24 protein-coding genes and 1 tRNA gene are annotated in these 25,912 nt (G+C 64.6%); 11 read left to right on the top strand and 14 right to left on the bottom strand.

What is annotated here, in order from left to right:
* Positions 1 to 3: 3 nt before the first annotated feature.
* Entirely contained in the window at positions 4 to 2,340 is a 2,337-nt protein-coding gene (locus ACVINW_RS29180) for a GumC family protein (RefSeq protein WP_456754461.1), read from the bottom strand.
* 176 nt (positions 2,341 to 2,516) lie between these two features.
* Here ACVINW_RS29180 and ACVINW_RS29175 point away from each other — a divergent pair, with 176 nt between their 5' ends.
* The 4 genes from ACVINW_RS29175 (at position 2,517) to ACVINW_RS29160 (ending at position 7,353) form a co-directional block, all read left to right on the top strand.
* Positions 2,517 to 3,143, top strand: a complete 627-nt coding sequence (locus ACVINW_RS29175) for a polysaccharide biosynthesis/export family protein (RefSeq protein WP_456754460.1) — start codon at positions 2,517 to 2,519, stop codon at positions 3,141 to 3,143.
* Positions 3,144 to 3,146: 3 nt separating this feature from the next.
* Positions 3,147 to 4,286 (top strand): glycosyltransferase family 4 protein, encoded by a 1,140-nt coding sequence (locus tag ACVINW_RS29170; RefSeq protein WP_456754459.1) that lies wholly within the window; start codon positions 3,147 to 3,149, stop codon positions 4,284 to 4,286.
* Between the two features lie 115 nt (positions 4,287 to 4,401).
* Positions 4,402 to 5,946 carry an undecaprenyl-phosphate glucose phosphotransferase gene (locus ACVINW_RS29165; protein ID WP_456754458.1) on the top strand — a complete coding sequence of 515 codons (1,545 nt, stop codon included), beginning with the start codon at positions 4,402 to 4,404 and terminating at the stop codon, positions 5,944 to 5,946.
* 138 nt (positions 5,947 to 6,084) lie between these two features.
* Positions 6,085 to 7,353, top strand: coding sequence for an O-antigen ligase family protein (locus tag ACVINW_RS29160; RefSeq protein ID WP_456754457.1), 1,269 nt, complete (start codon positions 6,085 to 6,087; stop codon positions 7,351 to 7,353).
* Here the strand turns inward: ACVINW_RS29160 and ACVINW_RS29155 are convergent.
* Positions 7,325 to 7,798: a MarR family transcriptional regulator gene (locus tag ACVINW_RS29155; protein WP_456756532.1), complete on the bottom strand. Its 474-nt coding sequence runs from the start codon at positions 7,796 to 7,798 to the stop codon at positions 7,325 to 7,327. The two genes, ACVINW_RS29160 and ACVINW_RS29155, sit on opposite strands and share 29 nt — an antisense overlap.
* Positions 7,799 to 7,945: 147 nt before the next feature.
* Here ACVINW_RS29155 and ACVINW_RS29150 point away from each other — a divergent pair, with 147 nt between their 5' ends.
* A complete protein-coding gene (locus ACVINW_RS29150; RefSeq protein ID WP_456754456.1) occupies positions 7,946 to 9,145 on the top strand; it encodes an FAD-dependent oxidoreductase in 1,200 nt (399 codons plus the stop codon).
* Positions 9,146 to 9,279: 134 nt separating this feature from the next.
* Here the strand turns inward: ACVINW_RS29150 and ACVINW_RS29145 are convergent, their stop codons facing one another.
* The 3 genes from ACVINW_RS29145 to ACVINW_RS29135 form a co-directional block, all read right to left on the bottom strand.
* Positions 9,280 to 10,455, bottom strand: coding sequence for a saccharopine dehydrogenase family protein (locus tag ACVINW_RS29145; RefSeq protein WP_456754455.1), 1,176 nt, complete (start codon positions 10,453 to 10,455; stop codon positions 9,280 to 9,282).
* Between the two features lie 131 nt (positions 10,456 to 10,586).
* Positions 10,587 to 11,369: a DUF169 domain-containing protein gene (locus ACVINW_RS29140; protein WP_456754454.1), complete on the bottom strand. Its 783-nt coding sequence runs from the start codon at positions 11,367 to 11,369 to the stop codon at positions 10,587 to 10,589.
* Positions 11,370 to 11,456: 87 nt separating this feature from the next.
* On the bottom strand, positions 11,457 to 12,251 hold the full coding sequence (locus tag ACVINW_RS29135) for a YdcF family protein (protein ID WP_456754453.1): 795 nt from the start codon (positions 12,249 to 12,251) through the stop codon (positions 11,457 to 11,459).
* Between the two features lie 66 nt (positions 12,252 to 12,317).
* Here ACVINW_RS29135 and ACVINW_RS29130 point away from each other — a divergent pair, with 66 nt between their 5' ends.
* The 4 genes from ACVINW_RS29130 (at position 12,318) to ACVINW_RS29115 (ending at position 16,119) form a co-directional block, all read left to right on the top strand.
* Positions 12,318 to 13,259, top strand: a complete 942-nt coding sequence (locus ACVINW_RS29130; RefSeq protein ID WP_456754452.1) for an acetamidase/formamidase family protein — start codon at positions 12,318 to 12,320, stop codon at positions 13,257 to 13,259.
* An 86-nt stretch (positions 13,260 to 13,345) separates the two neighbouring features.
* The gene (locus ACVINW_RS29125; RefSeq protein ID WP_456754451.1) at positions 13,346 to 15,172 is read left to right on the top strand and encodes an AMP-binding protein; all 1,827 of its coding nucleotides are present in this window, start codon (positions 13,346 to 13,348) and stop codon (positions 15,170 to 15,172) included.
* A 175-nt stretch (positions 15,173 to 15,347) separates the two neighbouring features.
* Complete coding sequence (locus tag ACVINW_RS29120) at positions 15,348 to 15,548, top strand: hypothetical protein (RefSeq protein ID WP_016844973.1); 201 nt, start codon at positions 15,348 to 15,350, stop codon at positions 15,546 to 15,548.
* Positions 15,549 to 15,651: 103 nt separating this feature from the next.
* On the top strand, positions 15,652 to 16,119 hold the full coding sequence (locus ACVINW_RS29115; protein ID WP_456754450.1) for a GcrA family cell cycle regulator: 468 nt from the start codon (positions 15,652 to 15,654) through the stop codon (positions 16,117 to 16,119).
* 156 nt (positions 16,120 to 16,275) lie between these two features.
* Here ACVINW_RS29115 and ACVINW_RS29110 read toward each other — a convergent pair whose 3' ends face one another.
* The 3 genes from ACVINW_RS29110 to ACVINW_RS29100 all read right to left on the bottom strand — a co-directional run bounded on the left by ACVINW_RS29110 (position 16,276) and on the right by ACVINW_RS29100 (position 19,884).
* Positions 16,276 to 17,238, bottom strand: coding sequence for an SDR family oxidoreductase (locus ACVINW_RS29110; protein WP_456754449.1), 963 nt, complete (start codon positions 17,236 to 17,238; stop codon positions 16,276 to 16,278).
* A gap of 351 nt (positions 17,239 to 17,589) precedes the next feature.
* Positions 17,590 to 17,817 carry a hypothetical protein gene (locus ACVINW_RS29105; RefSeq protein ID WP_456756531.1) on the bottom strand — a complete coding sequence of 76 codons (228 nt, stop codon included), beginning with the start codon at positions 17,815 to 17,817 and terminating at the stop codon, positions 17,590 to 17,592.
* A 531-nt stretch (positions 17,818 to 18,348) separates the two neighbouring features.
* On the bottom strand, positions 18,349 to 19,884 hold the full coding sequence (locus tag ACVINW_RS29100) for a porin (protein ID WP_456754448.1): 1,536 nt from the start codon (positions 19,882 to 19,884) through the stop codon (positions 18,349 to 18,351).
* A 457-nt stretch (positions 19,885 to 20,341) separates the two neighbouring features.
* Between ACVINW_RS29100 and ACVINW_RS29095 the strand changes: the two genes are divergently transcribed.
* A complete protein-coding gene (locus ACVINW_RS29095; RefSeq protein WP_456754447.1) occupies positions 20,342 to 20,854 on the top strand; it encodes a MarR family winged helix-turn-helix transcriptional regulator in 513 nt (170 codons plus the stop codon).
* Positions 20,855 to 20,997: 143 nt separating this feature from the next.
* Positions 20,998 to 21,075: transfer RNA gene (locus ACVINW_RS29090), tRNA-Pro, on the top strand.
* Positions 21,076 to 21,092: 17 nt separating this feature from the next.
* On the opposite strand, the gene ACVINW_RS29085 is transcribed toward ACVINW_RS29090, so the two are convergent.
* From ACVINW_RS29085 to ACVINW_RS29060, 6 genes are all read right to left on the bottom strand, one after another.
* On the bottom strand, positions 21,093 to 21,710 hold the full coding sequence (locus ACVINW_RS29085; protein WP_456754446.1) for a MerR family transcriptional regulator: 618 nt from the start codon (positions 21,708 to 21,710) through the stop codon (positions 21,093 to 21,095).
* Between the two features lie 209 nt (positions 21,711 to 21,919).
* On the bottom strand, positions 21,920 to 22,255 hold the full coding sequence (locus tag ACVINW_RS29080; protein ID WP_035631661.1) for an integration host factor subunit alpha: 336 nt from the start codon (positions 22,253 to 22,255) through the stop codon (positions 21,920 to 21,922).
* 130 nt (positions 22,256 to 22,385) lie between these two features.
* A complete protein-coding gene (locus ACVINW_RS29075) occupies positions 22,386 to 23,363 on the bottom strand; it encodes a beta-ketoacyl-ACP synthase III (RefSeq protein WP_456754445.1) in 978 nt (325 codons plus the stop codon).
* Positions 23,360 to 24,421: a phosphate acyltransferase PlsX gene (plsX, locus tag ACVINW_RS29070; RefSeq protein ID WP_456754444.1), complete on the bottom strand. Its 1,062-nt coding sequence runs from the start codon at positions 24,419 to 24,421 to the stop codon at positions 23,360 to 23,362. The genes ACVINW_RS29075 and plsX overlap by 4 nt, the downstream gene beginning before the upstream one ends.
* A 322-nt stretch (positions 24,422 to 24,743) precedes the next feature.
* Positions 24,744 to 25,337, bottom strand: coding sequence for a YceD family protein (locus ACVINW_RS29065; protein ID WP_456756530.1), 594 nt, complete (start codon positions 25,335 to 25,337; stop codon positions 24,744 to 24,746).
* The gene (locus ACVINW_RS29060) at positions 25,334 to 25,885 is read right to left on the bottom strand and encodes a ubiquinol-cytochrome C chaperone family protein (protein ID WP_456754443.1); all 552 of its coding nucleotides are present in this window, start codon (positions 25,883 to 25,885) and stop codon (positions 25,334 to 25,336) included. The genes ACVINW_RS29065 and ACVINW_RS29060 overlap by 4 nt, the downstream gene beginning before the upstream one ends.
* Positions 25,886 to 25,912: the final 27 nt, after the last annotated feature.

Genomic DNA, 25,912 nt, shown 5'->3' with positions numbered 1-25,912 from the left:
GATTCAGGCCGCCACGACCCGCGGGCCGGCAGCAGCCGCTTGCGACGGCGCGCAGGGCTTGCTCAGCATCGTCACCTCGGAGAAGCCGACGGCCCTGAGCTGGTCGACCATCGAACGGCGGGCATCCTGCGTCATCGCGGCATCGGGCACCACGACGGCCTGCGCCTTCGCGGTCAAGAGTTCGGCCGGCAGGTCGAGCGCCGAACCGGCGTCGAGCAGCACGTGGTCGTAGACCCTGAGCAGCGCATCGATCGCAAGCACGAGCCGCTGCGATTGCAGATAGCTGCGATCGAAGCCCGGACGCCCGGCGCTGACGATCTGGACGCGCGACTGCCGATCCTTGGTGATGATCTGCGCGAACGTCGCCTCGCCCTGCATCAACTCGGCAAGGCCGGGCGCTGCGGGGTCGACGGTGGCTGCCGCCAATACCTGCGAGGAGCCGACGAGATCGACCATCACGACCTTGGCCTGGCGCGCCATCAGACGGGCCAGCGCCAACGCCGTCGCCGTCACGCTCTCACCGGTCGCCGGACCGAGGACCGTGACCTTATGCGCGGCGGGACCGGCCGCGACAAGACGCTCGGCAAGTTCATCGATCTCGTCGACCGCATGGGCCGGCGCAGGCTGCGGCTCGCTGACGACGGGCTCATAGGCAACCGCCGGCGCCGGCGGCAATTCAGGCTCCGGCGGTGTCCTCGGTGCAACCGGCGCCGCGCGGGCGGGCTCAGGCGGCAGCGCTGGCACCGGCTCGTCTTCGGCCGCGGCCTCCATGACCGGCTCGCGGCGCCGGATCACGGCGGCCGCCGGCGCGAAGGCCCGGCCGACCGCGCCGGGCGCGGTGATCCGCAGCAACTCGCCGGTGATGATGATGCCTGACGACAGCAACAGCGTCGCCAGCGTCGCGATCAGCACGATCGGCAGCTTCTTCGGATAGGCCGGCGTGTTCGAGACCGTGGCCCGCGAGATGATGCGGCCGTCGGTCGGCGCGGCCTCGATGTTCTCGCGTGCGGTCGCCTCGCGATACTTGGCGAGGTAGGCCTCCAGGAGATCGCGCTGCGCCTTGGCTTCACGCTCCAGCCCGCGCAGCTGCACGTCCTGGCTGTTGCTCGACGAGGCCTGCTTCTTCGACTGGTCGAGGCTCGCCTGCAGCGCCTGCACGCGGCCGTCGGCGACACGGGCATCGTTGTCCAGCGAGCGCGAGATCTTGCCGGCCTCCTCGCGCAATTGACGGTCGAGGTCGGCGATCTGCGCCTTCAATTCCTTGATGCGCGGATGGTTGTCGAGCAGTGTCGATGATTGTTCGGCAAGCTGCGCGCGCAGCGTGCCGCGCTGTTCGGCGAGCCGGCGGATCAGCTCGGAATTGAGCACTTCCGAGGCCTCGATCGGCTTGCCGCCCTGAAGCATTTCGCGGATCAGCCGCGCCTTGGTCTCGGCATCCGCCTTCAGCGCGCGGGCATTGTTGAGCTGGGTGTTCAGCTCGCCCATCTGCTGGTTCGACAGCGGGATATTGTTGGTGCCGACGAACAGGCTCGACTTGGAGCGGAACTCCTCGACCCGCGAATCGGCGTCCGCGACCTTGCCGCGCAGCTTGTCGATCTCGCCGAGCAGCCAGGTGCTGGCGGACTTGGCCTGATCCTGCCGCGCGCCCTGCTGCAGCACGAGATAGCCGTCCGCGATCGAGTTGGCGACACGCGCCGCAAGCTCGGGATCCTCCGACTGGAATTCGATCACCATGACGCGCGACTTGTCGACCGCGTAGGCCTGGAAGCGCTCGTAATAGGAATCGAGCACCCGCTCTTCCGGCGTCAGGCTGAACGGGTCACGGCCGATGCCGAACAGCGCCAGCAGCGACTTCAGCGGGGAAAAGCCGCGCAGCACCGGATCGAACTCGGGGCGCTCGGCGAGCTTGTTCTTCTTGATGATGTCGCGCGCGAGATCGCGCGACAGCAATAGCTGCACCTGGCTCGTCACCGCCTCGGCATCGAGCGAGGTGCGCTCCAGGTCGCGCTCGCCGTTCGGACGCAGGAAGGCGTTCTCGCGATTGTCGATCAGGATTCGCGCTTCCGACTTGTAGCGCGGCGTCACGACGTTGACGGCGGCAAGCGACAACGCAAACACCAGCACGGTCGGCACGACGATCCAGCCGCGCTTGCGTGCCAGCGCGCGGCCGAGCACATGCAGATCGAGATCGGTTGCCTCGGCCGGACGCGCCGGCTTGTCGGGAATGGGCTTCGGCGCAACCGGCTTCACGACAGCTTCATCGGCAACGCGCGCGGACTTCGGCACCGCCCGTTGCACGACGGCCTTTTCCTTGTCTCTACGCCAGAATGCAAACCGCATAACCAACTCCCGCGGACGCCGCGACTCCCCTTCAATGGCGGCGATTACAGTCCATTAAGGTTGCTGCCGGGTTAATCGGTGCGGTTGCCGGACATCGCCGCCACCACCTGATCCGTCATTGTTTGTTAACCATGAGCGCCGTTAATCGGGACCGATATTGTCGCGGGATTCCTCACATGCGCGATCTGCGCGCTCCCCCTGTTTGTCTGATTGCTGCGCTCGCGCTGTCGGGCTGCATGGGCCGGACGTCGCCGGTTGCCGGCGACCCCGGCCTCGACTCGATGGCTTACGGCCAGCCCTCCTATGCCGCGCCGATCGCCTATGCCGAGCCCGCGCCGAGGCGCGAGGCCTATAATCTCGGCCCCGGCGACAAGCTGCGCGTCGTGGTCTATGGCCAGGAAGGCCTGACCAACTCCTATGCGATCGATGCCGCCGGCGCGATCACGATGCCGCTGATCGGCTCGGTGCCGGCACGCGGCCGGACGCCGGCGGGGCTCGCCGCCGAGATCACCGCACGGCTCCGCAACGGCTTCATCCGCGAGCCTTCGGTGGCGGTCGAGATCGAGTCCTACCGGCCGTTCTTCATCCTCGGCGAAGTCCAGGCCCCCGGCCAATATCCCTACGTGCCCAACATGACGGTCGAGAGCGCGGTGGCGATCGCCGGCGGCTTCTCGCCGCGCGCCAGGCGCGACGAGGTCACCCTCACCCACACCGATGCATCGGGCGCAGGCCGCTTCGTTGCTCCCCTGGGCACCCCGATCGGGCCTGGCGACACCGTGTTCGTCGGCGAGCGCTGGTTCTGATCGATGGCCCAGGATCAAAACCAGCAAGCGCCGCTCCGCATCCTGCACGTCGTCCGTGCCCCGGTCGGCGGCATCATTCGCCACATCCTCGATGTCGCCAACGGCCAGATCGAGCGCGGCCACCATGTCGGTATCGTCGCCGACAGCCTGACCGGCGGCACCCGCGCCGACGGCGTGCTGGCCGAAATCGCGCCGCGCCTCACGCTCGGCGTCCACCGCGTGGCGATCCGCCGCGAGCCGCGCTTCGCCGACGTCATGGTCTGGGCGCATATCGCCGGGCTGATCCGCAAGCTGAAGCCCGACGTCGTGCACGGCCATGGCGCCAAAGCCGGCGCCTATGTTCGCCTGCGGCGGCGCTCGAGCAAGGTGATCCGGGTCTACACGCCGCATGGCGGCTCGCTGCACTACCCGCTCGACACCTGGAAGGGCCGCTTCTACAGCCAGCTCGAGCGCACGCTGATGAACAGCACCGACCTGTTCCTGTTCGAGAGCGCGTTTGCCCGCGACACCTACCAGCGCACCGTGGGCAAGCCGACCGGCCTCGTGCGCTGCGTCTTCAACGGCGTCACGTCGGAGGAGTTTGAGCCGGTCCCGAGGGCCGACGACGCCACCGATGTGGCCTATGTCGGCGAGTTCCGGCGCATCAAGGGCGCTGACCTCCTGATCGACGCGGTGGCGAAACTGCGCGCTGAGGGCAAGCCGGTGACACTGACGCTCGGCGGCGACGGCGAGGAATTCGAGCGCCTCAAGGAACAGGTCAAGCGGCTGTCGCTCGGCGATGCCGTTCGCTTCATCGGCCACGTCAAGGCGCGCTTCGGCTTCTCCAAGGGCAGCCTGCTGGTAGTTCCCTCCCGCGGCGATTCGATGCCCTACGTGGTGATCGAGGCCGGCGCCGCCGGCGTTCCGATGATCGCCGCCAATGTGGGCGGCATCCCGGAGATATTCGATACCCACACCGACGCCCTGTTCGCGCCGAGCAATGCGGGAGCAATGGCCGACGCCATCAAGGCCGCGCTGGACAATCCCACGACGACCACAGCGCGCGCGCAGCAACTGCGCGAGCGGATCTCCGAGCATTTCTCACAGAGCGCAATGGTCGAGGGCGTGCTCGCCGGCTATCGCGACGCGTTTGCCGAACGTTAACCATTTCTTGCACACGTAACCGTTTCTTCCGATTTGTCCCCTTAAGTCGCGTCCAGGGGAATTTCGCTGCTGCGCGCGGATGCCCATCTGCATGCGCAGGAATGGACGTGGACTCGTGGAACCGTTTAACGCACGCTCGATGCTGGACGCCGCGGCGTCAGCGACGGCCGCTCAGCCGCAGATCGAACGCCGCCGCCGTTTGTCGCCGGCCGCGCTCGCCGTCACCAATCAAAAAGTTCGCGGCGCCTATTCGCCGGTCGTGATCGCCGGCGTGGTTCGCCTCGCCGATTTCGTGCTGCTCAGCCTGGTCGGCGTCGGGCTCTATCTCGCCTATGTCAGGCCGCTCGCCGGCGGCGGCATCCACTGGGGATACGTCAGCTCGATCCTCGGCATGTCGGCCGCGGCCGTGGTCTGCTTCCAGGCCGCCGACATCTACCAGGTGCAGATCTTCCGCGGCCAGCTCCGCCAGATGACGCGGATGATCTCGTCATGGGCCTTCGTGTTCCTGCTGTTCATCGGCGTCTCCTTCCTGGTCAAGCTCGGCGGCGAGGTGTCGCGGGTCTGGCTGTCGTCATTCTTCTGCGTCGGCCTCGCGGTGCTGATCGCCGAGCGGCTGCTGCTGCGCTCGATGGTGCGGGCCTGGGCGCATGACGGCCGGCTCGACCGCCGCACCATCATTGTCGGCGCCGACCAGAACGGCGAACAGCTGATCGAGGCGCTGAACACCGACGACGACACCGACATCCACGTGCTCGGCGTGTTCGACGACCGCAATGACGCCCGCGCCATGGAGACCTGCGCCGGCTCGCCGAAGCTCGGCAAGGTCGACGACATCGTCGAGTTCGCCCGCCGTACCCGGGTCGATCTCGTGCTGTTCGCGCTGCCGATCTCCGCCGAGACCCGCATCCTGGAAATGCTGAAGAAGCTCTGGGTGCTGCCGGTCGACATCCGCCTGTCGGCCCACACCAACAAGCTGCGCTTCCGGCCCCGCTCCTACTCCTATCTCGGCAAGGTGCCGACGCTGGATGTGTTCGAGGCGCCGATCACCGATTGGGATCTGGTGCTGAAATGGCTGTTCGACCGCGTGGTCGGCGGCCTCGCTTTGCTTGCCGCGCTGCCGGTACTCGGACTGGTGGCGCTCGCGGTGAAGCTCGACAGCCCCGGCCCGGTGCTGTTCCGCCAGAAGCGCTTCGGCTTCAACAATGAGCGGATCGACGTCTACAAATTCCGCTCGCTCTACCATCACCAGGCCGATCCCACCGCCTCCAAGGTGGTGACCAAGAACGATCCGCGCGTCACCCGCGTCGGCCGCTTCATCCGCAAGACCTCGCTCGACGAATTGCCGCAGCTGTTCAACGTCGTGCTGAAGGGCAACCTCTCGCTGGTCGGCCCGCGCCCGCACGCCGTGCAGAGCAAGCTGGAGAACCGGCTGTTCGACGAGGCCGTCGACGGCTATTTCGCCCGCCACCGTGTCAAGCCAGGGATCACCGGCTGGGCCCAGATCAACGGCTGGCGCGGCGAGGTCGACACCGACGAGAAGATCCAGAAACGCGTCGAATACGACCTCTATTACATCGAGAACTGGTCGGTGCTGTTCGACCTCTACATCCTGCTCAAGACCCCGTTCTCGCTGATTACCAAGAACGAGAACGCGTACTGAGATCCGAGACTAACTGCCGTCATTGCGAGGAGCGAAGCGACGAAGCAATCCATGCCGCAATTCGGGGATAGGTGGATTGCTTCGCTTCGCTCGCAGTGACGAAACCAAGATTTTTGTACCGCGTTGCGTGAGTATCCGATGGCCTATGCGGCGACAGCCGGGACGTCTCAATCGCTGACATCGGCGCCGTCAGGCGTGCTGGCGTTGCAGCGGGCGCTGGTGTGGCTGGCCGGCGCGTCGATCGCCATCGTGTTCATCGAGCCGAGCCCGTATGAACTGGTCACGCTGACCGCCTGCGTGCTGTTCTTCGCCACCGGCCTGCGCATGCAGCTGGTGTTCATGCCGCTGTTGTTTTCGCTGATCGTGCTCAATGTCGGCTACAGCATCGGCGCGGTGCCGTTCCTCGACAAGCCGGAGGTGGTGAACTGGGTGCTCACCTCCTGGTACATGGCCGTCACCGTCGTGTTCTTCGCGATGGTGATGTCGGAGGACACCGAAGCGCGCCTCGACATGCTGCGCCGCGGCCTGATCGTCGGCGCGATGATCGCCTCGCTCGCCGGCATCGCCGGCTACTTCCATCTGGTGCCCGGCGGCTACGACCTGCTGACGCTGTACGATCGCGCCCGCGGTACCTTCAAGGATCCCAACGTGCTCGGCGCGTTCCTGATCCTTCCGGCGCTGTTCACGCTGCAAAGCGTGGTCTCCGACCGCTTCGGCAAGGCGTTCCGCAACGCCATCGCGTTCGGCATCATCTCGCTTGCGATCCTGCTGTCGTTCTCGCGTGCCGCCTGGGGCGGGCTCCTGATCACCGCGGCCTTCATGCTGGCGCTGATGGTGTTCACCAGCCGCTCGCAGGCGCAGCGCTCGCGCATCATCGTGATGACCTTGATCGCCGCGGTCCTGGCGGTCGCGCTGATCGCGGTGCTGCTCTCGATCGGCTCGGTCGCCGACATGTTCAAGCAGCGCGCGAGCTTCGACCAGAGCTACGACGAAGGCCGCTTCGGCCGCTTCGGCCGCCACATCCTCGGCGCCCAGATGGCGCTGGAATTGCCGTTCGGCATCGGGCCGCTGCAATTCCACACCTATTTTCCCGAGGATACCCACAACTCCTTCCTCAACGCCTTCATGTCGGGCGGCTGGATCTCGGGCATCTGCTATCCGGCGCTGGTGTTCGTCAGCGCGGTCATCGGCTTCCGCTACATCTACACGCGGGTGCCGTGGCAGCGCGACTATCTTGCGATCTTCTCGGCATTCCTCGGCATCGCCGGCGAGAGCTTCATCATCGACACCGACCATTGGCGGCATTTCTGGATGATGCTGGGCACGATGTGGGGCATGTACGCGGCCACCGAGCGCTATCGCGCGATGCCGGCCGAAATCAGCGACGAGACTTCGGCGGCAGCTTGAGATTGGCGCGCTGCTCCGGCGGCATGTCGATCACCGCCTTCAGTGCTTCGGTTGCTTCCAGCACGCCCTTGTAGCCGTCATTGGCGAAGCGCAGCAGCAGCCGCAACTCGTCGTCGCTGTAGCTGCTCCAGAGCTTGAGCATGGCGTTCTGCATCGGCACGTAGAACTTGCCGATCTCCATCGCCTTGTCCTCCACCACCGAGATGAAGACCTTGCGGCGGTCGCTCTCATCCCGCTCGCGGCGCACGTAGCCCGCCTTCTCCAGGCGATCGACCACCCCGGTGATCGCACCCGTGGTCAGCCCGGTGACTTCGGCGAGCCGTCCCGCGGTGACGCGGCCCTCAAGGTGCAGGATGTCCATGCACTCCATATCGGAATTGGAAATTCCGGCCATGTTTGCAACGGCTTGACCGTACATCACGCCCTGCGCGGAGGACCGCCGCATGGCCTCCTCGAGTTGCTGCATCAGCGCATCGCGCGACTTGGCGCTTGACAAAGGCGACCTCTTACCTCAGAAGATAAATATCTTAGCAACTAAGATGATTAGCCGCTAACCCTTCCTAGCCGACACGGATGCATGGAGCAAGACATGATGACCAGACGTCCCCGCAAGGCACTCATCATCGGCGCCGGCATCGCAGGTCCGGTGACCGCGATGTTCCTGACCCGCGCCGGCATCGAGGCCGAGCTCTATGAGGCCTGGCCCTATTCGACCGGGATCGGCGGCGGATTGCAGATCGCACCGAACGGCATGCATGTGCTGGCCGAGCTCGGGCTCGCCGACGAGCTGATCCGCAACGGCTCGATCGCGGAGTCCTTCGACTTCTATTCGCAGAACGGCAAGAAGCTCGGCTCGCTCAACCAGAACATGCAGCAACGCTTCGGCCAGCCTGCGGTGAACATGTGCCGCGCGACCTTGAACGAGACGCTGATCGACAAGGCCTGGGCCTCCAACGTCTCGGTGTTCTTCGAGAAGCGCCTGGTCAAGATCGAGGATCGCGGCGATCAACCCGTGATCGCGTATTTCAACGACGGCACCACCGCCGAGGGCGATTTCGTGATCGGCGCCGACGGCGTGCATTCGGCGGCGCGGCGGCACGTGATCCCGGACGGCCCGACGCCGTTCGACACCGGGCTGCTCGGCTTCGGCGGCTTCGTGCCGCGCAGGGTGATCGAGCATCTGCCGATCGGCCAGAAGGTCGAGACCACGTTCGGACAAAGCGGCTTCTTCGGTTACGGCCTGTGCAGCCCCGATCCGGATGCGGGTGCGATGTGGTGGAGCACGCAGCCGTCGCACGGCATGACCGCGGCGGCCTACCGGCTGCAAAGCCAGGACGCGATCAAGCAGCATCTGCGCGATTTCCACGCCGGCTGGCATGCGCCGATCCCCGCGATCATCGAGGCCACCGAGAACATCGGAGTCACCGACACGCTCGACGTCGCGACGCTGCCGACCTGGTCGCGCAAGCGCACGCTCTTGATCGGCGATGCGGCGCACGCCACCAGCCCGCATGCCGGCCAGGGCGCATCGCTCGCGCTGGAGGACGCGCTGCGGCTCGGCATGCTGATGCGCGACGGCCAGGAGCTCGGCATGACCTTCCAGGCCTTCGAGCATGAGCGGCGTCCGCGCGCCGAGAAGATCGTGGCGATCGCCCGCCGCAACGGCAACAGCAAGCGCGAGTTCAGCCCGACCGGTGCCTGGCTGCGCGATCACATGCTGAAGCTGCTGCTGCCGGTGTCGTCCAAGGGCATGGATTTCATGTACGCGTATAATCCGCGGGCGGCGGCGTAGCGCTCTGGCTGTCATGCCCCGCGAAAGCGGGGCATCCAGTATTCCAGAGACGTCCGTGCCTGAGCGGATAGGCCGCGGCGTACTGGATCGCCCGGTCGAGGCCGGCCGATGACATGGAGCAATATTTCGCGAGGCTACTTCTCAACCTCGAACGTCAGCCCGGCGTGATCGACCAGGCGCTTGATCAGTTTTCCCTGCATCGCGGCTCCCGGCGTCCAGAAGCCGGGTGCGACGTCGGGCGTATCGCGCAACAGGCAGATCGCGCATTCCGAGATCATCTTCGAGGTCGAGCCGTAGCCGGGATCGCGATCGCCCTTGATGCCGGCGCGGACCGTGCGGCCGTCGGGGGCGACCGCAACATACAGCAGATCGTAGCGGCCGTTCTCGCGCTCTTCCTTTGACGGCCCCTCGCCCGGCTTCGGCGCGCTCGGGCCGGTCTTCTCGGCGTTCAGCGCCATCACCTTCTTGGCATTGGCCTCGCCCTTCTCGCCGGGGCCGGTCAGGACCATCTCGTCGTAGACGAAGTCGCGTCCGTAGGGAAAGCCCATCAGCATGTTGGAGCGGTGGACGTTGCGCGTGTTGATCAGCGCCATCATGAACGGCGCGGTCCACGAGTGCAGATCCTCCTCATAGGCCGGCTTGCTGCCGCGCGGCTGCTTCGGGCCCTCGAAGCCCGGCGTCAGCGCGAACGGATTGTTGAGGATCGCAACCAGGCTGAGGTCCTTGGCGACCGCATCGAAGGTCGCCTTGGCGCTTGCCGCGGTGCCGCCCGACAGCGTGCCGCGCATGTCGCGCACCCGGCCCTTGACGCGCGGTGCCGGCGCGCCGAACACGCGCCTGGCTTCCTCCTGGACAAAGAATGCGCCGAGCTCGAACGGCACGGAGTCGAAACCGCAGGAGAACACGATCCGCGCGCCGCTGGCCTTTGCCGCGGCCTCGTATTTATCGATCATCTGCCGCATCCAGACCGGCTCTCCGCAGAGATCGAAATAGTCGGTGCCGCTTTCCACGCAGGCGGCGATCAGCTCATTGCCATACAGCTGATACGGGCCGACCGTTGAAATGACCGACTTGGTCTGCGCCAGCATCGCCTTCAGCGATGCGGTGTCGCCGGCATCGGCAACGATCAGCGGCGTGTCGGCGGGCGCGCCGATCGCATCGCGAACCGCGGCGAGCTTGTCCTTGCTGCGTCCGGCCATCGCCCATGTCAGGCTACTGTCGCGATAGTTCGCCGCGAGATATTCGGCGACCAGCTGGCCGGTGAAGCCGGTCGCACCGTAGACGACGACATCGAGTTTCGACGAGGACATGGATCAGGCTCCAACACAACGAAATTGCCCCGTTTTGTCATTGCGAGCGAAGCGAAGCAATCCATTTCACCGCGTGTGCGGCGCGATGGATTGCTTCGTCGCTATCGCTCCTCGCAATGACGCGCGTGCCGCTACTTCTTGTACGACACCCCCATGACGGCGCGGACGTCGGCCTGAATGCCATAGGGCGCGATCGGGTAGCGCAGGCCGTTCTTGGCAAGCTGCTTCATTCCGGCGATCGCCTTCACCAGATAGGCCGGCGGCAGCGCCATCAGCATCTCCTCATCGGGCACGCCGCCATAGCGGCGCTCGGCGAAGCACGGCAGCGACAGGCTCGGCTCGCCGGTCTTCAGCGCCCGCCCCCACGAATCCGCGCAGGCGGTCTCGCCGACCACGCCCCATTCGAACTTCTTGTAGCCGGTATATTGCAGCCCGTTGATCAGGATAATCATCTGCCCCGGCGTCGCATAGACGAGGCAAATGTCGGGCGGATTGAGGCGTCCGCTGGTCAGTGGGCTCACCGCCATCGCCTGGTACTGGCCATAAGGCACCACGTCGAGCGCTTCCTGGCGCTTGCGCGCGTCTTCCGCGGTGCCATGCCAGACCCCGACATAGTTCTCGCCGGCAAGCCACGTCTCGTCCTGCGGTGCGAGCCCGATCACCGCGCGGCATTGCGCGCCGACCAGATCGTCGGCGGTGATGCCGACGGTCCAGCCGAGCCGCGAGGCCATGCTGACAATCTGGTCTGTGGTGTGCACCGCCGACGGTCGGCGAATTTTTGGAATCGCCTCCATCTCCTCGACGCGCGCGAACATCTTGATGCCGATCACCGTGGTCTTCAGCCGCAGCAGGCCGTTCAGATCGGCGACGGTCGCGGCAAGATCGAATTGTTCCGGCGGTGTCTGTTGCTGCATGCGTAAGCTCCCGTGATCGGCGGCTTGGCGCCACCTTTTGCATGGATGTTAGCCGGAATGCACGGTCGACGCGACAGGTGCCTTGCGCTACCGCGCGGCCGGTCCCGGCAGCAGATCGTCGGTTTTGCCGGCCAGACGATAGGCCACGAGCCCGATCCACTCCCGCGTGCCGAGATCGGTGCGCGACAGGCCCTCGATCGCCAGCGTCGCGAAGCTCATGACATTGCCGACCCGCCAGTCGACCGGATAGGCCTCGACGTCGAATCCAGCCTTGCGGAACAGCCCGACCGCGCGCGGCATGTGATAGGCAGAGGTCACGAGCAGCCAACGCTCGCCCGGCTTGGGATCGACCAGCGCCTTGGAAAATTCGGCGTTCTCCACCGTGTTGCGCGAGCGGCGCTCGATGGTCACTCGCGACTTGGGAATCCCGAGGCTCTCGAACATCTCGGCGGCATAGTCGGCCTCGCGCGCATCGTTCGAGATCAAATTGGCGCTGCCGCCGGTGAACACCAGCCGCGCGTTCGGATATCGTCGCGCGAGCGCGGCGGCCGCGATGACGCGATCGGCGGCGCTGCGCACCACAGGCGTGCCGTGTGCAACCGACAGGTCGGCATCGATCGAGCCGCCGAGCACGATGATGCCGTCGGGCGCGCCGCGCGAGGCGTCCCATGGCGGGAAGCGCTGCTCCAAGGTCGCGATCAGCACATTGCCGAGCGGCGAGAAGCCGCAGATCGCGAGCAGCAGCAGCGCCGCAATCATCAGCCTGCGGCCGAGGCGCGCAAACCGCGTCAGCACCAGCACGGCGCCGATCACGCCGATGCCGATCAGGAAATTGATCGGCAGCAGCATGATGCCGAGCGTCTTGGAGAGCACAAAAAACAAGGGAAGCCTCTGCGAAGTTCTGCTACAGCGTCATACGCTGCTGGGAAACCAATCAAAAGCCGTCACATGACCCATCATCATCTGAAATCCAGTCCCGAAACCTGCCATTGGGGCTTCTTCGAAGCCAAGCTGAAGCCGGTCCTGACCATCGCGAGCGGCGACGAGGTCACGATCGAGACCGTCAGCGGCGGCGCCGATGTGGTGCCCGACCGCGGCAAATTTCATGTCCCGCCGGAGCTCGACGAGATCCATGCGAAGTGTGAACGGATGGTGCCCGGGCACATCCTGACCGGCCCGATCGCGGTTGCCGGCGCCGAGCCCGGCGACGTGCTCGAGGTCGATATCCTCGACGTCCAGCTGCGCCAGGACTGGGGCTACAATCTGATCAAGCCGCTGTCCGGCACCCTGCCCGACGATTTTCATGAGACCCGCTTCCTCAACATCCCGCTCGATCGCGCGCGGATGGTCGGCCGCATGCCCTGGGGACTCGACCTGCCGCTGAAGCCGTTCTTCGGCGTGATGGGCGTGTCGCCGCCGCCGGCCTGGGGCCGCATCTCCTCGCTGATCCCGCGCGCCATGGGCGGCAATCTCGACAACAAGGAGCTCGGCGCCGGCGCCAAGCTCTATCTGCCGGTGTTCGTGCCGGGCGCGCTATTCTCCTGCGGCGACGGCCATGGCGTACAGGGCGACGGCGAGGTCTGCGTCACCGCGATCGAGACCGCGCTCACCGGCCGCTTCCGCCTCACCCTGCGCAAGGATCTCAAGCTCGCCTATCCGCGCGCCGAGACCGCGGACCACTACATGACCATGGCGATGGATCCCGACCTCGACCAGTGCGTGGTGCGGGCGCTGCGCGACATGATCGTGCTGCTCGGCGAGAAGCGCAACCTGTCGCGCGAGGACGCCTACACGCTGTGCAGCCTGGCCGCCGACCTGCGCGTGACGCAGACGGTCAACGGCTCCAAGGGCATTCACTGCATGATCGCCAAATCCGTGGTCCACGGCTGACAGCCGGTCGATAGGCCGCACTTGTGCTCCGCAAGCGCGGCTCGCTACACTCCCCTCCTAACGAACAAAAATGGACGGGGACGGATATGCTGAAGGACAGGCTTTCGCCGGCCGACGAGGCTCTGCGCGACAAGGAGATGCAGGAGACGCTCGCCGCCTGCCCGCGCATCCTCGATCTCATCGCCCGCGGCCCGCAGGCCGCGCCGGACGCCGAGGCCGCGATCTATCTGCGCTCGCCGCTCGATCCCAACCCGGTCGTGATCTCCAACGATCAATTGATGGGCTCGATCAAGGCTGCGGAAAACTATTTCCGCGGCCAGGGCATCGGCAAGGACGATGCGGTAGCGATCCTGGTGCCGGCGTGTCCGGCAAGCATCGTCGCGATCTTCGGCGCGGCCGCCTGCGGCGTCGCCGAACCGCTCAATTTGTTGTTCACCCGCGAAGCGATCGCAGCCCAACTCAATGCGATCAACGCCAAACTGCTGCTGGCGCCGCCGCCGGGCATGCCCGGCGGGCTGTATGAGCGGATCGAGGGCCTCGAGCGCGAGGTGCCGTCGCTCAAAGGCATCGAGATCGTGCCGCTCGACGGCACGATCTCGTTCGACGGCGAGGTGCTGCGGCCGGATCCGGCGTGGCGCGACGACTACGGCAAGTCCAGGGATATGCGCGAGGCCGACCGCGTCGCGGTGATGCTGCCGACCGGCGGCACGACAGGCCATCCCAAGGTGGCGCGGCTCACCAACCGCGCGATGGTCGCCTCCACCGTATCGTCGCGAATGGCGCTGGATTTCCATCGCGGCGAGCGCGCGATGATCACGATGCCGCTGTTCCATGTCGGCGGCCTGTTCTGCACCTCGGCCAATTGCCTGTCGGCGGGCACGACGATGGTGATCCCCGGCCCCGCCGGCGCGCGCGATCCGGCGCTGGTCCGCAACTTCTGGCAGATCATCGAGCAATACCGCATCAACATCGCCGGCAACGTGCCGACCATCCTCGGCGCGCTGGCCGACGTTCCGGTCGGGGAGAGCGACATCTCGACCCTGCGCGTCACCGCCACCGGTGCCTCGATCTGCCCGCCGGAGATCGAGCGGCGTTATCTCGCGACCTGGGGCGGCGCCTGCATCCAGCAGCTTTACGGCATGACCGAGCTCGCCGGCGCCATCACCCATGACGTGCACGGCGTGAAGCCGCGCGCCGAAAGCGTCGGCACCCGCAATCCGCTGGTCGAGCTTGCGATCCTCGAGGGCGACAAGCTGCACACCGGGCCGTGGCCCTCGCCGGTCGGCGAGCTCCTGACACGGGGTCCGCAGGTGTTTGCCGGCTATGTCGACAAGAAGCAGACCGAGGAGGCGTTCCGCGACGGCTGGCTGCGCACCGGCGACATCTGCCGGATCGATGCCGACGGTTTCGTCTACATCCTGGGCCGCGCCAAGGACGTCATCATCCGCGGCGGCCACAACATCGATCCGCGCGCCATCGAGGACGCCGCGCTGGCCTTCCCGGGCGTGGCGCTGGCTGCGGCCGTCGGGCGTCCCGACACCTATGCCGGCGAGGTGCCGATGCTGTTCGTCTCGGCGCAGCCGGGCGCCCAGATCGATCCGAACGCGCTCGCGGCGTTCGTGCAGGAGAATATCCTGGAGCCGCCGGCGCGGCCGCGCGTGGTGTCGGTGATTGCGGAGATGCCGGTCACGCCGGTCGGCAAGATCTTCAAGCCCAAGCTGCGCGAGATCGCCGCCGGCGAGGCGGCGCGTGAGTTGCTGGCGCTCGAAGGGTTGTCCGGCGAGGTCAGCGTCGACGCCATCACCGACCCGTCCCGCGGGCTATACCTGAGCGTGAAGGCACCGCCGGACAAGGCCGAAACGGCGGAGCGGCTTCTCAAGAAGTTCCCGGTCAAGGTCGAAGTACGACCCTAACCATTTCATTTGTCTCGATAATCAGACAAAGGCGGCGCGCCGGAGTTGATCCGCGGCTTGCCGATGCGCGGCTGTCTTCATTTTGCGGCTGAACGGCTTGACGGACAGCCTTATTCCTAAATAGACTCTAAATAGATACTTTTCAGTACGGGCGTTCAGAGTTAAGCGTTTCACCATGGCTACGGAAAAGGCCGAAACCGACCGCGTCCCGGTCACGTTGGCGCTCTCGACCATCGGATACCTCGAGAAGCTGGTGAGACAGGGCACCCACGGCACGAGCGTCCCGGGCGTCGCACGGACATTGATCGAGGAAGGCATTCGGCTCGCCATCAAGGACGGGTTGCTTGCAATCCGCGACAACGGCCGCACGCCCTGAGAGCATCCCTCGCGGCAAACGCGAAAGCGTTTGCGCGGAGCTCAAGAACTAAGGACGTGCGCGTCGACGCGGCGGTTCTAAACACAGAACGTGGAACCGTCAGATGATTGCGATCGAACCCACCTGGACGCCGGAGCGCGTCGACCAACTCAAGATCTACTTTGAAGCCGGCCTCTCCTGCCGCGACATCGCCGTCAATATCGGCGTCAGCCGCAATGCGGTGATCGGCAAGCTGTCGCGGCTGAACCTGATGCGTACGACGCCGGACCAACGCCGCGCACGGCGCAAGAAGTCCGCCGCAAACGCCGCGCAGCGGGCGACCGCGAAGCAGCAGCTGCAGTTGCTGGAGGCGCTCTACGAACCGGAGCCCCGCGACGCGCCCGTTGTCAGCGCCAACAATTGCTCGCTGTTCGAGCTCAGCGAGCAGCGCTGCCGCTGGCCGATCAGCAGCCCGGGCGCCGACGATTTCTGCTTCTGCGGCAACCCGCCGCTCGGCGGCATGCCCTATTGCTCAGGGCATTACCGCCTCGCCTATCAGGCAGGATCGCGCCAGCGCGCGATGCGCGGGTAGTTAACCCCGTCATCCTGAGGAGGCCGCAACGCGGCCGTCTCGAAGGATGAACGGCCACCAGCTCGGCCGCGCATGCTTCGAGACGCGCGTTCCGCGCTCCTCCAGCGACAACGGCAAAGCCGTCGCGCGGGCATGACGGATCTTATGGAGGATTGATCAACCGACCTTCCAGCCGGTCGCCGCGACGAGGTCCTGATAAAACTCCGGCGTGTAGGCCTGCTCCGGGGTCCTGCGCACGCGCTCGTCGAGCAGGTGGGCATCGTCGCCGACCAGGATGCGCCAGCGATCGGCCTTGACGCCATCGAGGATGATCTTGGCGGCGGCGGCCGCCGTGGTCGGCGCCTCGTCATGGAAGATGCGGGCGCGATCGAGCGCCAGCTGCTGGATGTCGGCATCCGACATCTTGGCGACATCGATGCCCTGCCCTTGCAGACGCTGCCGGGCCTGTTTCAGCTCGTCGGCATTGAGTTGGTCGGCGCCGTTCTGCACCTTGCGCGAGTTCGACACGATCGAGGTGCCGATGTGGCCGGGCATCACCACCGAGCACTTCACATGCGGCGCGTTGAGACGGAGATCGTTGATCATCGCCTCCGTGAAGCCCTTCACGGCGAATTTCGCCGCGCTGTAGGCGGTGTGCGATACGCCGAGGCCGACCGAGGCCCAGAAGCCGTTGACGCTCGAGGTGTTGACGATGTGCGCCTCGTCGGCCTTCACCAGGAGCGGCAGGAAGGTACGGACGCCGAGATAGACGCCGCCCCAGCAGATGTTGAAGGTGCGCTCCCACTGCTCGCGGGTGTTGGTGAACAGGCTGCCGCCGCCGCCGATGCCGGCATTGTTGAACAGCAGATGGATCTTGTCGGTCGCCTGCTGCTCGATCAGCTCGTCGCGGAAACGCTTGTAGTGATCCTCGATCGAGACGTCGGCAACGTGTGTGGTGATGCGCAGGCCCTGCGGCAGCTTCTCGACCTCGCAGAGCCGCTTGGTCTCGGCCATCGCCTCGGCCGAGACATCGCACATCGCGACGTTGCAGCCCTCGGCCACGAGCTGCCGCGCCAGCTCGCGCCCCATGCCCGTACCGCCACCGGTGATGACGGCAATCTTTCCGGCAAAATCCTTCATGTGAGATCCGTTCCCTGATTTTTCTCGCCCTGATTTTTCTTTTCGGTTGGAGCGCGGATCGCAGTCCCAACCGTTTGGTGTGAGGCAGTCTACATCACCGAATTATCGCGCAGCAACGCCGCCTGCTGGCACGCGCAAGCGAGCTGCATGCAGCAGATCGAGGCGGCGGCGACGCAACGAAATCATTCCGCGCGACGAACAATCCGACTTCAATAATCGGAAGCGACGGATCGCCAACATCTTGAACGGACGAGGCGTGACAACGCTGATCGCGATCGCCGCTGCAATTTCCGACGCGGCTGTCACAGGCGCGGAAGCGATGACGCGGCCGGCGCGTGCCAGTCCACCGGACTAATGCGAATGGCTGGAGCCGACGATGCTGTTGCCGGGAGCAGACGTGACGGCCGCGTCGGTGCGAAATCCGCCGGCATCATGTGCCGGGAGCACGGGACGCGGTGGAAAGAGGAAACGCCAGAGGCCGCGCCAGGAGAAGTCGATCACCACCTCATGGTGCCGCAATCCCTTGCCGCCCTTTACCAGCCCGAGATCCCGGATCAAGCAATAATGGCCGCTGCTCATGCGAGCCAGGCGGCTGTTCTTGAAGCGTCCCATGACTGACGAGAATGCACTGCGGATCGATTCCGTCAAATCTTGACGGCCTCGAATCGGAGAGGACGACGACGGGAGCAAGCTCGCATCATGGCCGGGCCCAGGCCTTGAATCGAAAGAGCCTTGAATCGAAAGAGCTTCGAATCAAAAGAGCCTTGAATCAAAAACCTCCGGCAGGGCATTGCCGGAGGTTTGGGAGGCTTAGCAGAGAGCTAAGAGCCATCATGCAATGTGTTGGCTGACGGCTATATAGTTTAGTAGATCAGGTAAGTAAATAAGTTTGCAGGCGAATGAATCGCATGGCTCGTCTTCGTTGTTCGCGTGGACCGAAATGACGCAGCCAACGCCTTCATCAATCCCGCTTTGACGTCCTTTGTTCACGCCAGGCGGCAGCCACTTCGCCGAACCACGCTCGCAGCTTTCGCGGCTGCTGTTTCCCAAACAAAAACCCCGGCAGTTGCCTGCCGGGGTTCTGTTGGATCGTGATCAGATCAACCGGTATTACCAGTTGCGCTGAGCGCGGAAGAGCATCTGGACAGTGTCCTGATCCTTCAGCTCGTAGGTTGCGCTCGGCTTGCCGATACCAGCCGAAGAGGTGGTGATCGTGCCGGCATACTTCTGATCGAGATGGACGTAGGTCACGTCGGCCGAGAAGGTCAGGTTCTTGACCGGGGTCCAACGGGTGATCACGCCGATCTGACCGATGTTGTAGTCGGGGTTGCAGCTGGTCACGCCAGCGCCGCCGCCGAAGGCGGTGCGGAACGTACCACCGACGCCGCCAATGCCGCAAATGAGCGACTTGGCCGTGTCGTTATACATGACCGCAGCGTAAGCACCGTACAAGCTGGTGTTCCAGTAGGGATCCCAGTTGTGGGTGTACGCACCGCGGAAGCCCCAGGTCTTGATCGACTGCTGCTGGCCATTCAAACCGAACACCGTGTCGGGTGCCGTGCCGAAGCCAACGCTCTGATAGACGCCGGGCAGGTTCGAACCGCCATAGATGGCGACCGAGCTGAACTGGCTGGCCAGTTCCTGGATGTTGTAACGGGTCGCACCGTCGGTGTAGACGCCCTGGATGTTGATGGTGTCGCCGGGGCCGGTCGGAATGTTCTTGATCGACAGGGCCAGTGCACCAGCCCAACCCCACTTGTCGTCGGGATGACCGGTCAGCTCGGTGCCACCGTAATAGGCAGCATGGTTGTCATGCGCGGCCACCGACGCCTGGAAGATACCCCAGGCCTGGTCGACCTTGAGCGCAGCGACGAAGTCCGGCGCGATCGTGCCGGCGTAGTCGCTCGAGCCGTAGGCGCCGCCAACCGAGAGGTTGTTCACGCCAGCCTGCATGTAGGCAACCTGATCCTGCGCCGACAGAGCCAGCGACACGCCGTTGCCGAACTGCGCGGTGTAGGTGAACTGGTTGATGCCGTTGGTGGTGCTCACGCCACCGACGAGACCGTCGTAGTTGTTGCCCGGATAACCGTTCCAGGGAGCAGCGAACTGCGAGACCGCCTTACCGATGGTGAAGCCGGCGAACTGGATGAAGGCGTAGTAGACGCCGACCGTGCCGGCAGCAACGCCACCCGACGAGGCATTGTTCGGCGCCGCCGAGGTGCCGATCGCCGAGTAGATCGACGAGCCGTTGCCCTGGCCGGTGTAGCTGTCCGAGGTCCAGGTGAACACTGCATCGAAATAGGTGCGGACCACGCCGTACTCGGTCGCGGTGCGCGTATCGATGTTCAGGTCTTCACGCGAACGCCAGGTGTAGCCGTTGGTGAAACGGTTGTTGGCACCGCTGGCGCCGTTGACGTTCGGGCCGTAGACGCTGTTGCCGTTGACGACCACGTCGGCGCGAACAAAGCCGCCCAGCTTGATGCAGGTGTCAGTGCCGGGGATGTAGTAGAAGCCCGGGCCATACAGGGAGCAAACCTTCACGTACTCGACCGCTTTGGCCTTGACGGGAAGATCGGCCGCCTGTGCCCCGCCGACCGCGACCAGCGCAGCAGCCGAGCTCAGAATAAGGCTCTTCGCCAATTTCATATTAAACCTCCAAGTTGCTCATATGCGGAGAGTCCAAGGCTGCGAGCGCCCTGTGATCCTCCCGCATTGTCCAAGACCGCTTTCCCCAAACCCCGCACCCGCAGATCAATCTGTGGTGTGCGACGGACTTGAACGATCACCGCAACGGGACGATCGAGATTCCCCTACCGCCGGGTTCAATATGCATTGGCGAGTTCGCCAATCAAAATAGTTTATAAAGTCAGGAATGCGAATGCGGCCACACTGTGTCTCGCCGGCAACGCTGGTGGTAAGCCCTTTACCTACCTGAGAAAACTTGTCACACCCTATTTCGTCGAATCTTCACGCGCCCGTTATAATTACTTTACGTTCACTTGCGTTCGTTGGTGGCTTACGAGAAAAATTCGACCGCCAAGGCGGGAAACCAAGAAATAAATCAGCGCAAAGCTGAGTCGGCACCTAAGGGAAGAGGAAAGCTTTGTCAGTGACAAGGAAGGATACGACGCGCCAGCGCGCCATCGAACATCTCGACCTCATCAAACGATTCACGCTCGAGATTTCATCGATCAATTCGCATCTGGAACGGGTCCGCCAGATCTGGGGCAAGGCCCTCGGTGTCAGCGGTCCGCAGTGGATGATCCTGATCGCCATCTCGGATCTCGACAAGGATGACGGCGTGCCGATCAACGTGGTGTCGAAGCTGCTGCACGTCGATCCGTCATTCGTGACCACGCAGTCGAAGCTGCTCGAGCAGAAGGAACTGCTGCGCCGCGCGCCCTCCCCGGCCGACGCGCGCGTGGTGCGGCTGTCACTGACCGACAAGACCCGCAAGCATCTCGCCGGCCTTTCCGAGCAGCACAAGGCGTTCAAGAAGACCGTGTTCGAGGAGTTCAGCGAGGCTGAGCTGGCCGAATTCACCGGCAAGCTTGCGATGCTGACCAACCGCCTCGAAAAGGCCTGCCTGATTGTCGCGATGGATGCCGAGAGCTGAAACGCGGGCCACAGCGGGGTCCAAAACAACCCCACCACCGAATGCTTCGGGGAACCGGCCTCCCAGATGGCAGCCATTATAAGGCCCAGATAAGGCCCAGTCCGCCTTGCGCGAACACAGGATCGCGGCTAATGGAACGGCATCGGAGCGTGGCGCAGCCCGGTTAGCGCACTAGTCTGGGAGACTAGGGGTCGGAGGTTCAAATCCTCTCGCTCCGACCATTCTTCAAACTCAAAACTTAGCCGTCCTTCATCGCCGCGTCGATCATCTGCCGGCAGGCAACCAGTTCCTGCAGCACGCGCTCGAGCCGCTCCCGATCGACCGTGGGAACGGAGGGACGCACCGGCGGCGCTGCAGCGGACGCCCTTCCGGGCTGCGCCGCGGCCTTGCCCGGCTGGGCGTGCGCCTTGTAGGTCGAGAGGATCGGATCCTCGTCGGGATCGACGAATCGGTAATCGATGCCCTGCTCGTCGCCGTCGGCTTCCTCGCTGTCGAAATCCAGGCCGTCATTGCCGTCGTGCTCATCCGGCTCGGCCATGCTGTTGCCGACCGCCTCCTCGACCGCGCCGAACGAGACGGCCGCGGTCTGGTCGGCGATGCCCTGCACGGACTTGATACCGTGCTCTTTCAGGATCCGCTGCACGCCGCGGATGGTGTAGCCCTCGCCATAGAGCAGCCGGCGGATGCCCTTGAGCAGGTCGACGTCGTCGGGGCGATAATAGCGGCGTCCGCCGCTGCGCTTCATCGGCTTGATCTGCGCGAAGCGGGTTTCCCAGAATCGCAGCACATGCTGGGGAATGTCGAGCTCGTCAGCGACCTCGCTGATGGTACGGAACGCATCCGGCGCCTTGTCCAAATGCCCGCTCCTTCTACCTCAATGCCCAGAGCCTTGCCGGTTCCGATCAAATCGGAACGCGGCCCTGGATGCTAGGTTTGGCGCGTCTTCTTCACGCGAATCGGGAATCCACTTCGCTTGAAAACGCTTTACAGCATGATCCGGAAAAGTGCGAAGCGGTTTTCCGAAAGGATCATGCTCAAACAAACAAGCTAAAGCGCGACCGCGCTTTAGTCGGCCTTGCTGCCGTCGCCATTGGTGACGACGTGGCCATTGATCCGCTGCTTCAGGATAGCCGACGGCTTGAACACCATCACGCGCCGCGGCGAAATCGGCACCTCGGTGCCGGTCTTCGGATTGCGGCCGATACGCTGGCCCTTCTTGCGCACCATGAAGGAGCCGAACGAGGACAGCTTCACCGTCTCACCCTTTTCCAGGCAATCGGTGATCTCCTTCAGCACCAACTCGACAAACGCCGATGATTCCGTGCGCGACAGCCCTACCTTTTGGTAGACCGCCTCACACAAATCGACGCGCGTTACCGTTTTTCCAGTTCCCGTGGTCATCGCCTGCCCCGCACTCTCGGCGAACAATTTCTTGACTGAAATTAAAAGCTTAGCGCGCAATGGTCAACAGCGACCAGCATTCGGGCGCCGGAAAGATACCGGCAACTTGTCGGTACTCTTTAACGAGGCGCTACCAGCGCACGAGCGCCGAACCCCAGGTGAAGCCGCCGCCCATCGCCTCGAACAGCACCAGATCGCCCTTCTTGACGCGTCCGTCCCTGACCGCGACCGACAGCGCCAGCGGGATCGAGGCCGCCGAGGTGTTGCCGTGCTTGTCGACCGTCAAGACCACCTTCTGCGGCGCAATATGCAGCTTGTGGGCCGAAGCATCGATGATTCGCTTGTTGGCCTGATGCGGAATGAACCAGTTGATGTCCTCGGCGGTAAAGCCGGTGGCGTTGAACGCATCGACGATCACGTCGGTGATCATGCCGACAGCGTGCTTGAACACCTCGCGACCTTCCATCCGGAGATATCCGACCGTCTTGGTCGAGCCGGGGCCGCCATCGACGAACAGCTTCGACTTGTGGCGCCCGTCGGAGCGCAGATGCGTGGTCAGCACGCCCGGATCGTCTGTGGTGCCGGAATGCTGCTGCGCCTCGAGCACGACCGCACCGGCGCCGTCGCCGAACAGCACGCAGGTGCCGCGGTCGTTCCAGTCGAGGATCCGCGAAAAGGTCTCGGCACCGATCACCAGCGCCCGCTTGTGGTGGCCGGCGCGCAGGAAATTATCCGCGGTGGTCAGCGCGAAGACGAAGCCGGAGCACACCGCCTGCAGGTCGAAGGCGACACCGTGGTTGATGCCGAGCGCATGCTGGACCGCAACCGCGGTGGCCGGAAAGGTGTTGTCGGGCGTCGAGGTCGCCAGCACGATCAGGTCGATCGACTGCGCGTCGACCTTGGCGTCGGCCAGCGCGGCCTGCGCGGCCTTGATCGCGAGATGCGAGGTGAACTCGTCGTCGGCCGCGATGTGGCGCTCGCTGATGCCGGTGCGCTGCACGATCCAGTCGTCAGACGTGTCGATCCGGCTGGCCAGTTCGGCATTGGTCAAAACCCGCTCCGGCAGATAGGAGCCGCAGCCGAGCACTACCGAACGTATCGCAGTCACGAGACAGCCTCCTGCGCGGTCTGCGCCTGCACCAGCGCACTGCCGTCGCGATTAAGCATCTGATTGATCTTGGTGAGGAGATCGAAGCGGGCCATCTCATAGCCAACATCGACCGCATAGGCAAAGCCTTCCGCGTTGGTGCCGCCATGGCTCTTGACCACGACGCCATTCAAACCCAATAGCACGCCGCCGTTCGACTTGTTGGGGTCCATCTTGTCACGCAATGCCCGGAAAGCGCGGCGGGCCAGCAGATAGCCGAGCTTGGACATCCAGCTCCGTTGCATCTCGTTACGGAGCAATTCCGCCATCTGCCGGGCGGTTCCTTCGGCCGCTTTCAGCGCGATATTGCCGCTGAAACCTTCGGTCACGATCACGTCGGCCAGACCCTTGCCGATGCCGTCGCCCTCGACGAAACCGATATAGTCGAGTTCCGGCAGGTTCATCGCACGCAGGATTTCGCCGGCCTCGCGAATCTCCTCGTGTCCCTTGATCTCCTCGGTTCCGATGTTCAGGAGACCCACCGTGGGCCGCGGCTTGTCGAATTGCACGCTCGCCATCGCAGCGCCCATGACCGCCAGCGACACCAGGTGGCGCGCGTCGCCGCCGATCGTGGCGCCGAGGTCGAGCACGACGGACTCCCCGCGCTTGGTCGGCCAGATCGCGGTGATGGCTGGCCGGTCGATCCCCGGCAGGGTCCGCAGGTTGAACCGCGCCATCGCCATCAGTGCGCCGGTGTTGCCGGCCGACACCGCCACATCGGCCTCGCGCTTCTTCACCGCGTCGATCGCAAGCCACATCGAGGAGGTCTTGCGGCCACGCCGCAGCGCCTGGCTCGGCTTCTCGTCCCCCGCCACGGCGACATCGGTATGGATCACCTTCGAGACAGCCTTGAGCGGGGGATATTTCGCGAGCTCGGGATCGATCTTGGCCTGGTCGCCGACCAGCAGGAATTCGCTGTCGGGATGCCGGCTCAATGAGATCGCAGCGCCGGGAATGACGACCGATGCGCCCTCATCGCCCCCCATGGCGTCAAGCGCGATTCGAACCTTGTGAGGCATGAACGTCCCGGAAGCCTGCTCTCCCACAGCCCTTCAGACGAAGACCGCGAGCTTGAAGTCACCGCCGTCAACGGCGCGCGGCCAAACACCAATTCGGGTCTAGGCCGGGCCGCGACAATAGCGTGTCCACGGTTCGGCACAACCTCTTGACCGCAAAGGATGGCGTTGCCGAACCGTCACGCGGCGCCACTCAACAATACCAGAAATGCGTTGTACTTCAACACATTATGAAACTTATTTGAAGTGACGCCAGACACCGCTCGCGCAGCGGCGCAAGCAAGCCATCCCCTCAAATGTTGGCCGAAGGCACCTTCGACTTCGCTCAGCCGCCGTCTTTGGGCTTCTTGCCGTCAGGCTTGCCCTTCAGCGCCTTCAGCGCCGCGAAGGGATGATTTTCCGGATCAGGCGCTTCAACTTCCTGTTCAAAGACTGCATCCGACTTGCGCGGATACGGGTCTATGCCGAGGAACAGCGCGTCGGTGGCGAGCCGGCCGATGTCGATGAATCCGCCCGTGATCGGCTCCGGCGGGTCCGGCGTTTCTTCGTCGCCGTCCTCGGCATCGTCGACGAGGTCGGACATCTCCGGAATCTGCTCCGGCGGCGCAAACACCACATCGATCGGCTCAATGATCTCATTCTCGATCGGATCGAGCGTGACCACGCAGGTCTGCCCGATGCGGGCCTGGACCCGGCCGGTGACGTGGTAACTGCCGTCGCTCTTCGGCTGCAGGTCGAACTCCGCCCGCGCCGAGACGACCTCGCGCAGCTCCGCGACTTCGGCCATCGCCTTGCGCGCGGCCTCGTCGGCCGCGATCTCGCGATGCAGCCCGGTCTCGGGAATCTGCGCGACATTGACGAGCACGCGCCAAGGGTCGCGGTTATCGCGGTCCGGCCGCCCTGTTGTGCCACTGCTCATGCCGCAGTGCCCGCAGCCTGCGGCGCCGGAAAGCGCCACGCGCCCCTGGTCAGCGCCGCGAGGTCGGCGCGCGCCAATTCCGCCATCGCCTCCCGGGCATAGGCGGCGAGGTCGCGGGCCTTGTCGAGGGCCTCGCCATTGAGGATGTTCTTGCAGAACGACGCGGCCAACGCCTCGTCGCTGTCAGCCGCCGCCAGATCATAGGCCGCGGTACGGCCGTAGAAGGCCTCGCCGAACGCCTGCATGCGCTTGGGCACCGTGAGGTCGCCGACGCCCATTTCCCGGAGATTGTCGTCCATGTCGATGCAGAAATGATCGAACAAGGCCTGCGATAATTCCGCGCCGCCGTCTGCGGATTTGAGTCGCCGCAACACCAGCCACAGATGCATCAGAAGCAAGTCAAAACGCCCATTAACCGTGTCGGGAACGCCCAAGTCACGGTAAAACAACGGTTCTCGCGCCTGCGTCACGATCATGCCATAGATGGTCTCAATGGTGCTGCGCGCGGGCACCCGGGGTTTTCTGAAGTGATTGAACGGCCAAAGCATGACGGGTTCCGGCTGCCGGTCCCCAAA

It is taken from the genome of Bradyrhizobium sp. USDA 4461, from assembly GCF_054055655.1.
This window is presented reverse-complemented; position numbering and strand designations above follow the sequence as displayed.

What these genes read in the sequence shown, in the direction of transcription:
- ACVINW_RS29180 (WP_456754461.1), bottom strand. Translation starts at nt 2,340, where the DNA reads ATGCGGTTTGCATTCTGGCGTAGAGACAAGGAAAAGGCCGTCGTGCAA.
- ACVINW_RS29175 (WP_456754460.1), top strand. Translation starts at nt 2,517, where the DNA reads ATGCGCGATCTGCGCGCTCCCCCTGTTTGTCTGATTGCTGCGCTCGCG.
- ACVINW_RS29170 (WP_456754459.1), top strand. Translation starts at nt 3,147, where the DNA reads ATGGCCCAGGATCAAAACCAGCAAGCGCCGCTCCGCATCCTGCACGTC.
- ACVINW_RS29160 (WP_456754457.1), top strand. Translation starts at nt 6,085, where the DNA reads ATGGCCTATGCGGCGACAGCCGGGACGTCTCAATCGCTGACATCGGCG.
- ACVINW_RS29155 (WP_456756532.1), bottom strand. Translation starts at nt 7,798, where the DNA reads ATGCGGCGGTCCTCCGCGCAGGGCGTGATGTACGGTCAAGCCGTTGCA.
- ACVINW_RS29150 (WP_456754456.1), top strand. Translation starts at nt 7,946, where the DNA reads ATGACCAGACGTCCCCGCAAGGCACTCATCATCGGCGCCGGCATCGCA.
- ACVINW_RS29145 (WP_456754455.1), bottom strand. Translation starts at nt 10,455, where the DNA reads ATGTCCTCGTCGAAACTCGATGTCGTCGTCTACGGTGCGACCGGCTTC.
- ACVINW_RS29140 (WP_456754454.1), bottom strand. Translation starts at nt 11,369, where the DNA reads ATGCAGCAACAGACACCGCCGGAACAATTCGATCTTGCCGCGACCGTC.
- ACVINW_RS29130 (WP_456754452.1), top strand. Translation starts at nt 12,318, where the DNA reads ATGACCCATCATCATCTGAAATCCAGTCCCGAAACCTGCCATTGGGGC.
- ACVINW_RS29125 (WP_456754451.1), top strand. Translation starts at nt 13,346, where the DNA reads ATGCTGAAGGACAGGCTTTCGCCGGCCGACGAGGCTCTGCGCGACAAG.
- ACVINW_RS29120 (WP_016844973.1), top strand. Translation starts at nt 15,348, where the DNA reads ATGGCTACGGAAAAGGCCGAAACCGACCGCGTCCCGGTCACGTTGGCG.
- ACVINW_RS29115 (WP_456754450.1), top strand. Translation starts at nt 15,652, where the DNA reads ATGATTGCGATCGAACCCACCTGGACGCCGGAGCGCGTCGACCAACTC.
- ACVINW_RS29110 (WP_456754449.1), bottom strand. Translation starts at nt 17,238, where the DNA reads ATGAAGGATTTTGCCGGAAAGATTGCCGTCATCACCGGTGGCGGTACG.
- ACVINW_RS29105 (WP_456756531.1), bottom strand. Translation starts at nt 17,817, where the DNA reads ATGAGCAGCGGCCATTATTGCTTGATCCGGGATCTCGGGCTGGTAAAG.
- ACVINW_RS29100 (WP_456754448.1), bottom strand. Translation starts at nt 19,884, where the DNA reads ATGAAATTGGCGAAGAGCCTTATTCTGAGCTCGGCTGCTGCGCTGGTC.
- ACVINW_RS29080 (WP_035631661.1), bottom strand. Translation starts at nt 22,255, where the DNA reads ATGACCACGGGAACTGGAAAAACGGTAACGCGCGTCGATTTGTGTGAG.
- plsX (WP_456754444.1), bottom strand. Translation starts at nt 24,421, where the DNA reads ATGCCTCACAAGGTTCGAATCGCGCTTGACGCCATGGGGGGCGATGAG.
- ACVINW_RS29065 (WP_456756530.1), bottom strand. Translation starts at nt 25,337, where the DNA reads ATGAGCAGTGGCACAACAGGGCGGCCGGACCGCGATAACCGCGACCCT.
- ACVINW_RS29060 (WP_456754443.1), bottom strand. Translation starts at nt 25,885, where the DNA reads ATGCTTTGGCCGTTCAATCACTTCAGAAAACCCCGGGTGCCCGCGCGC.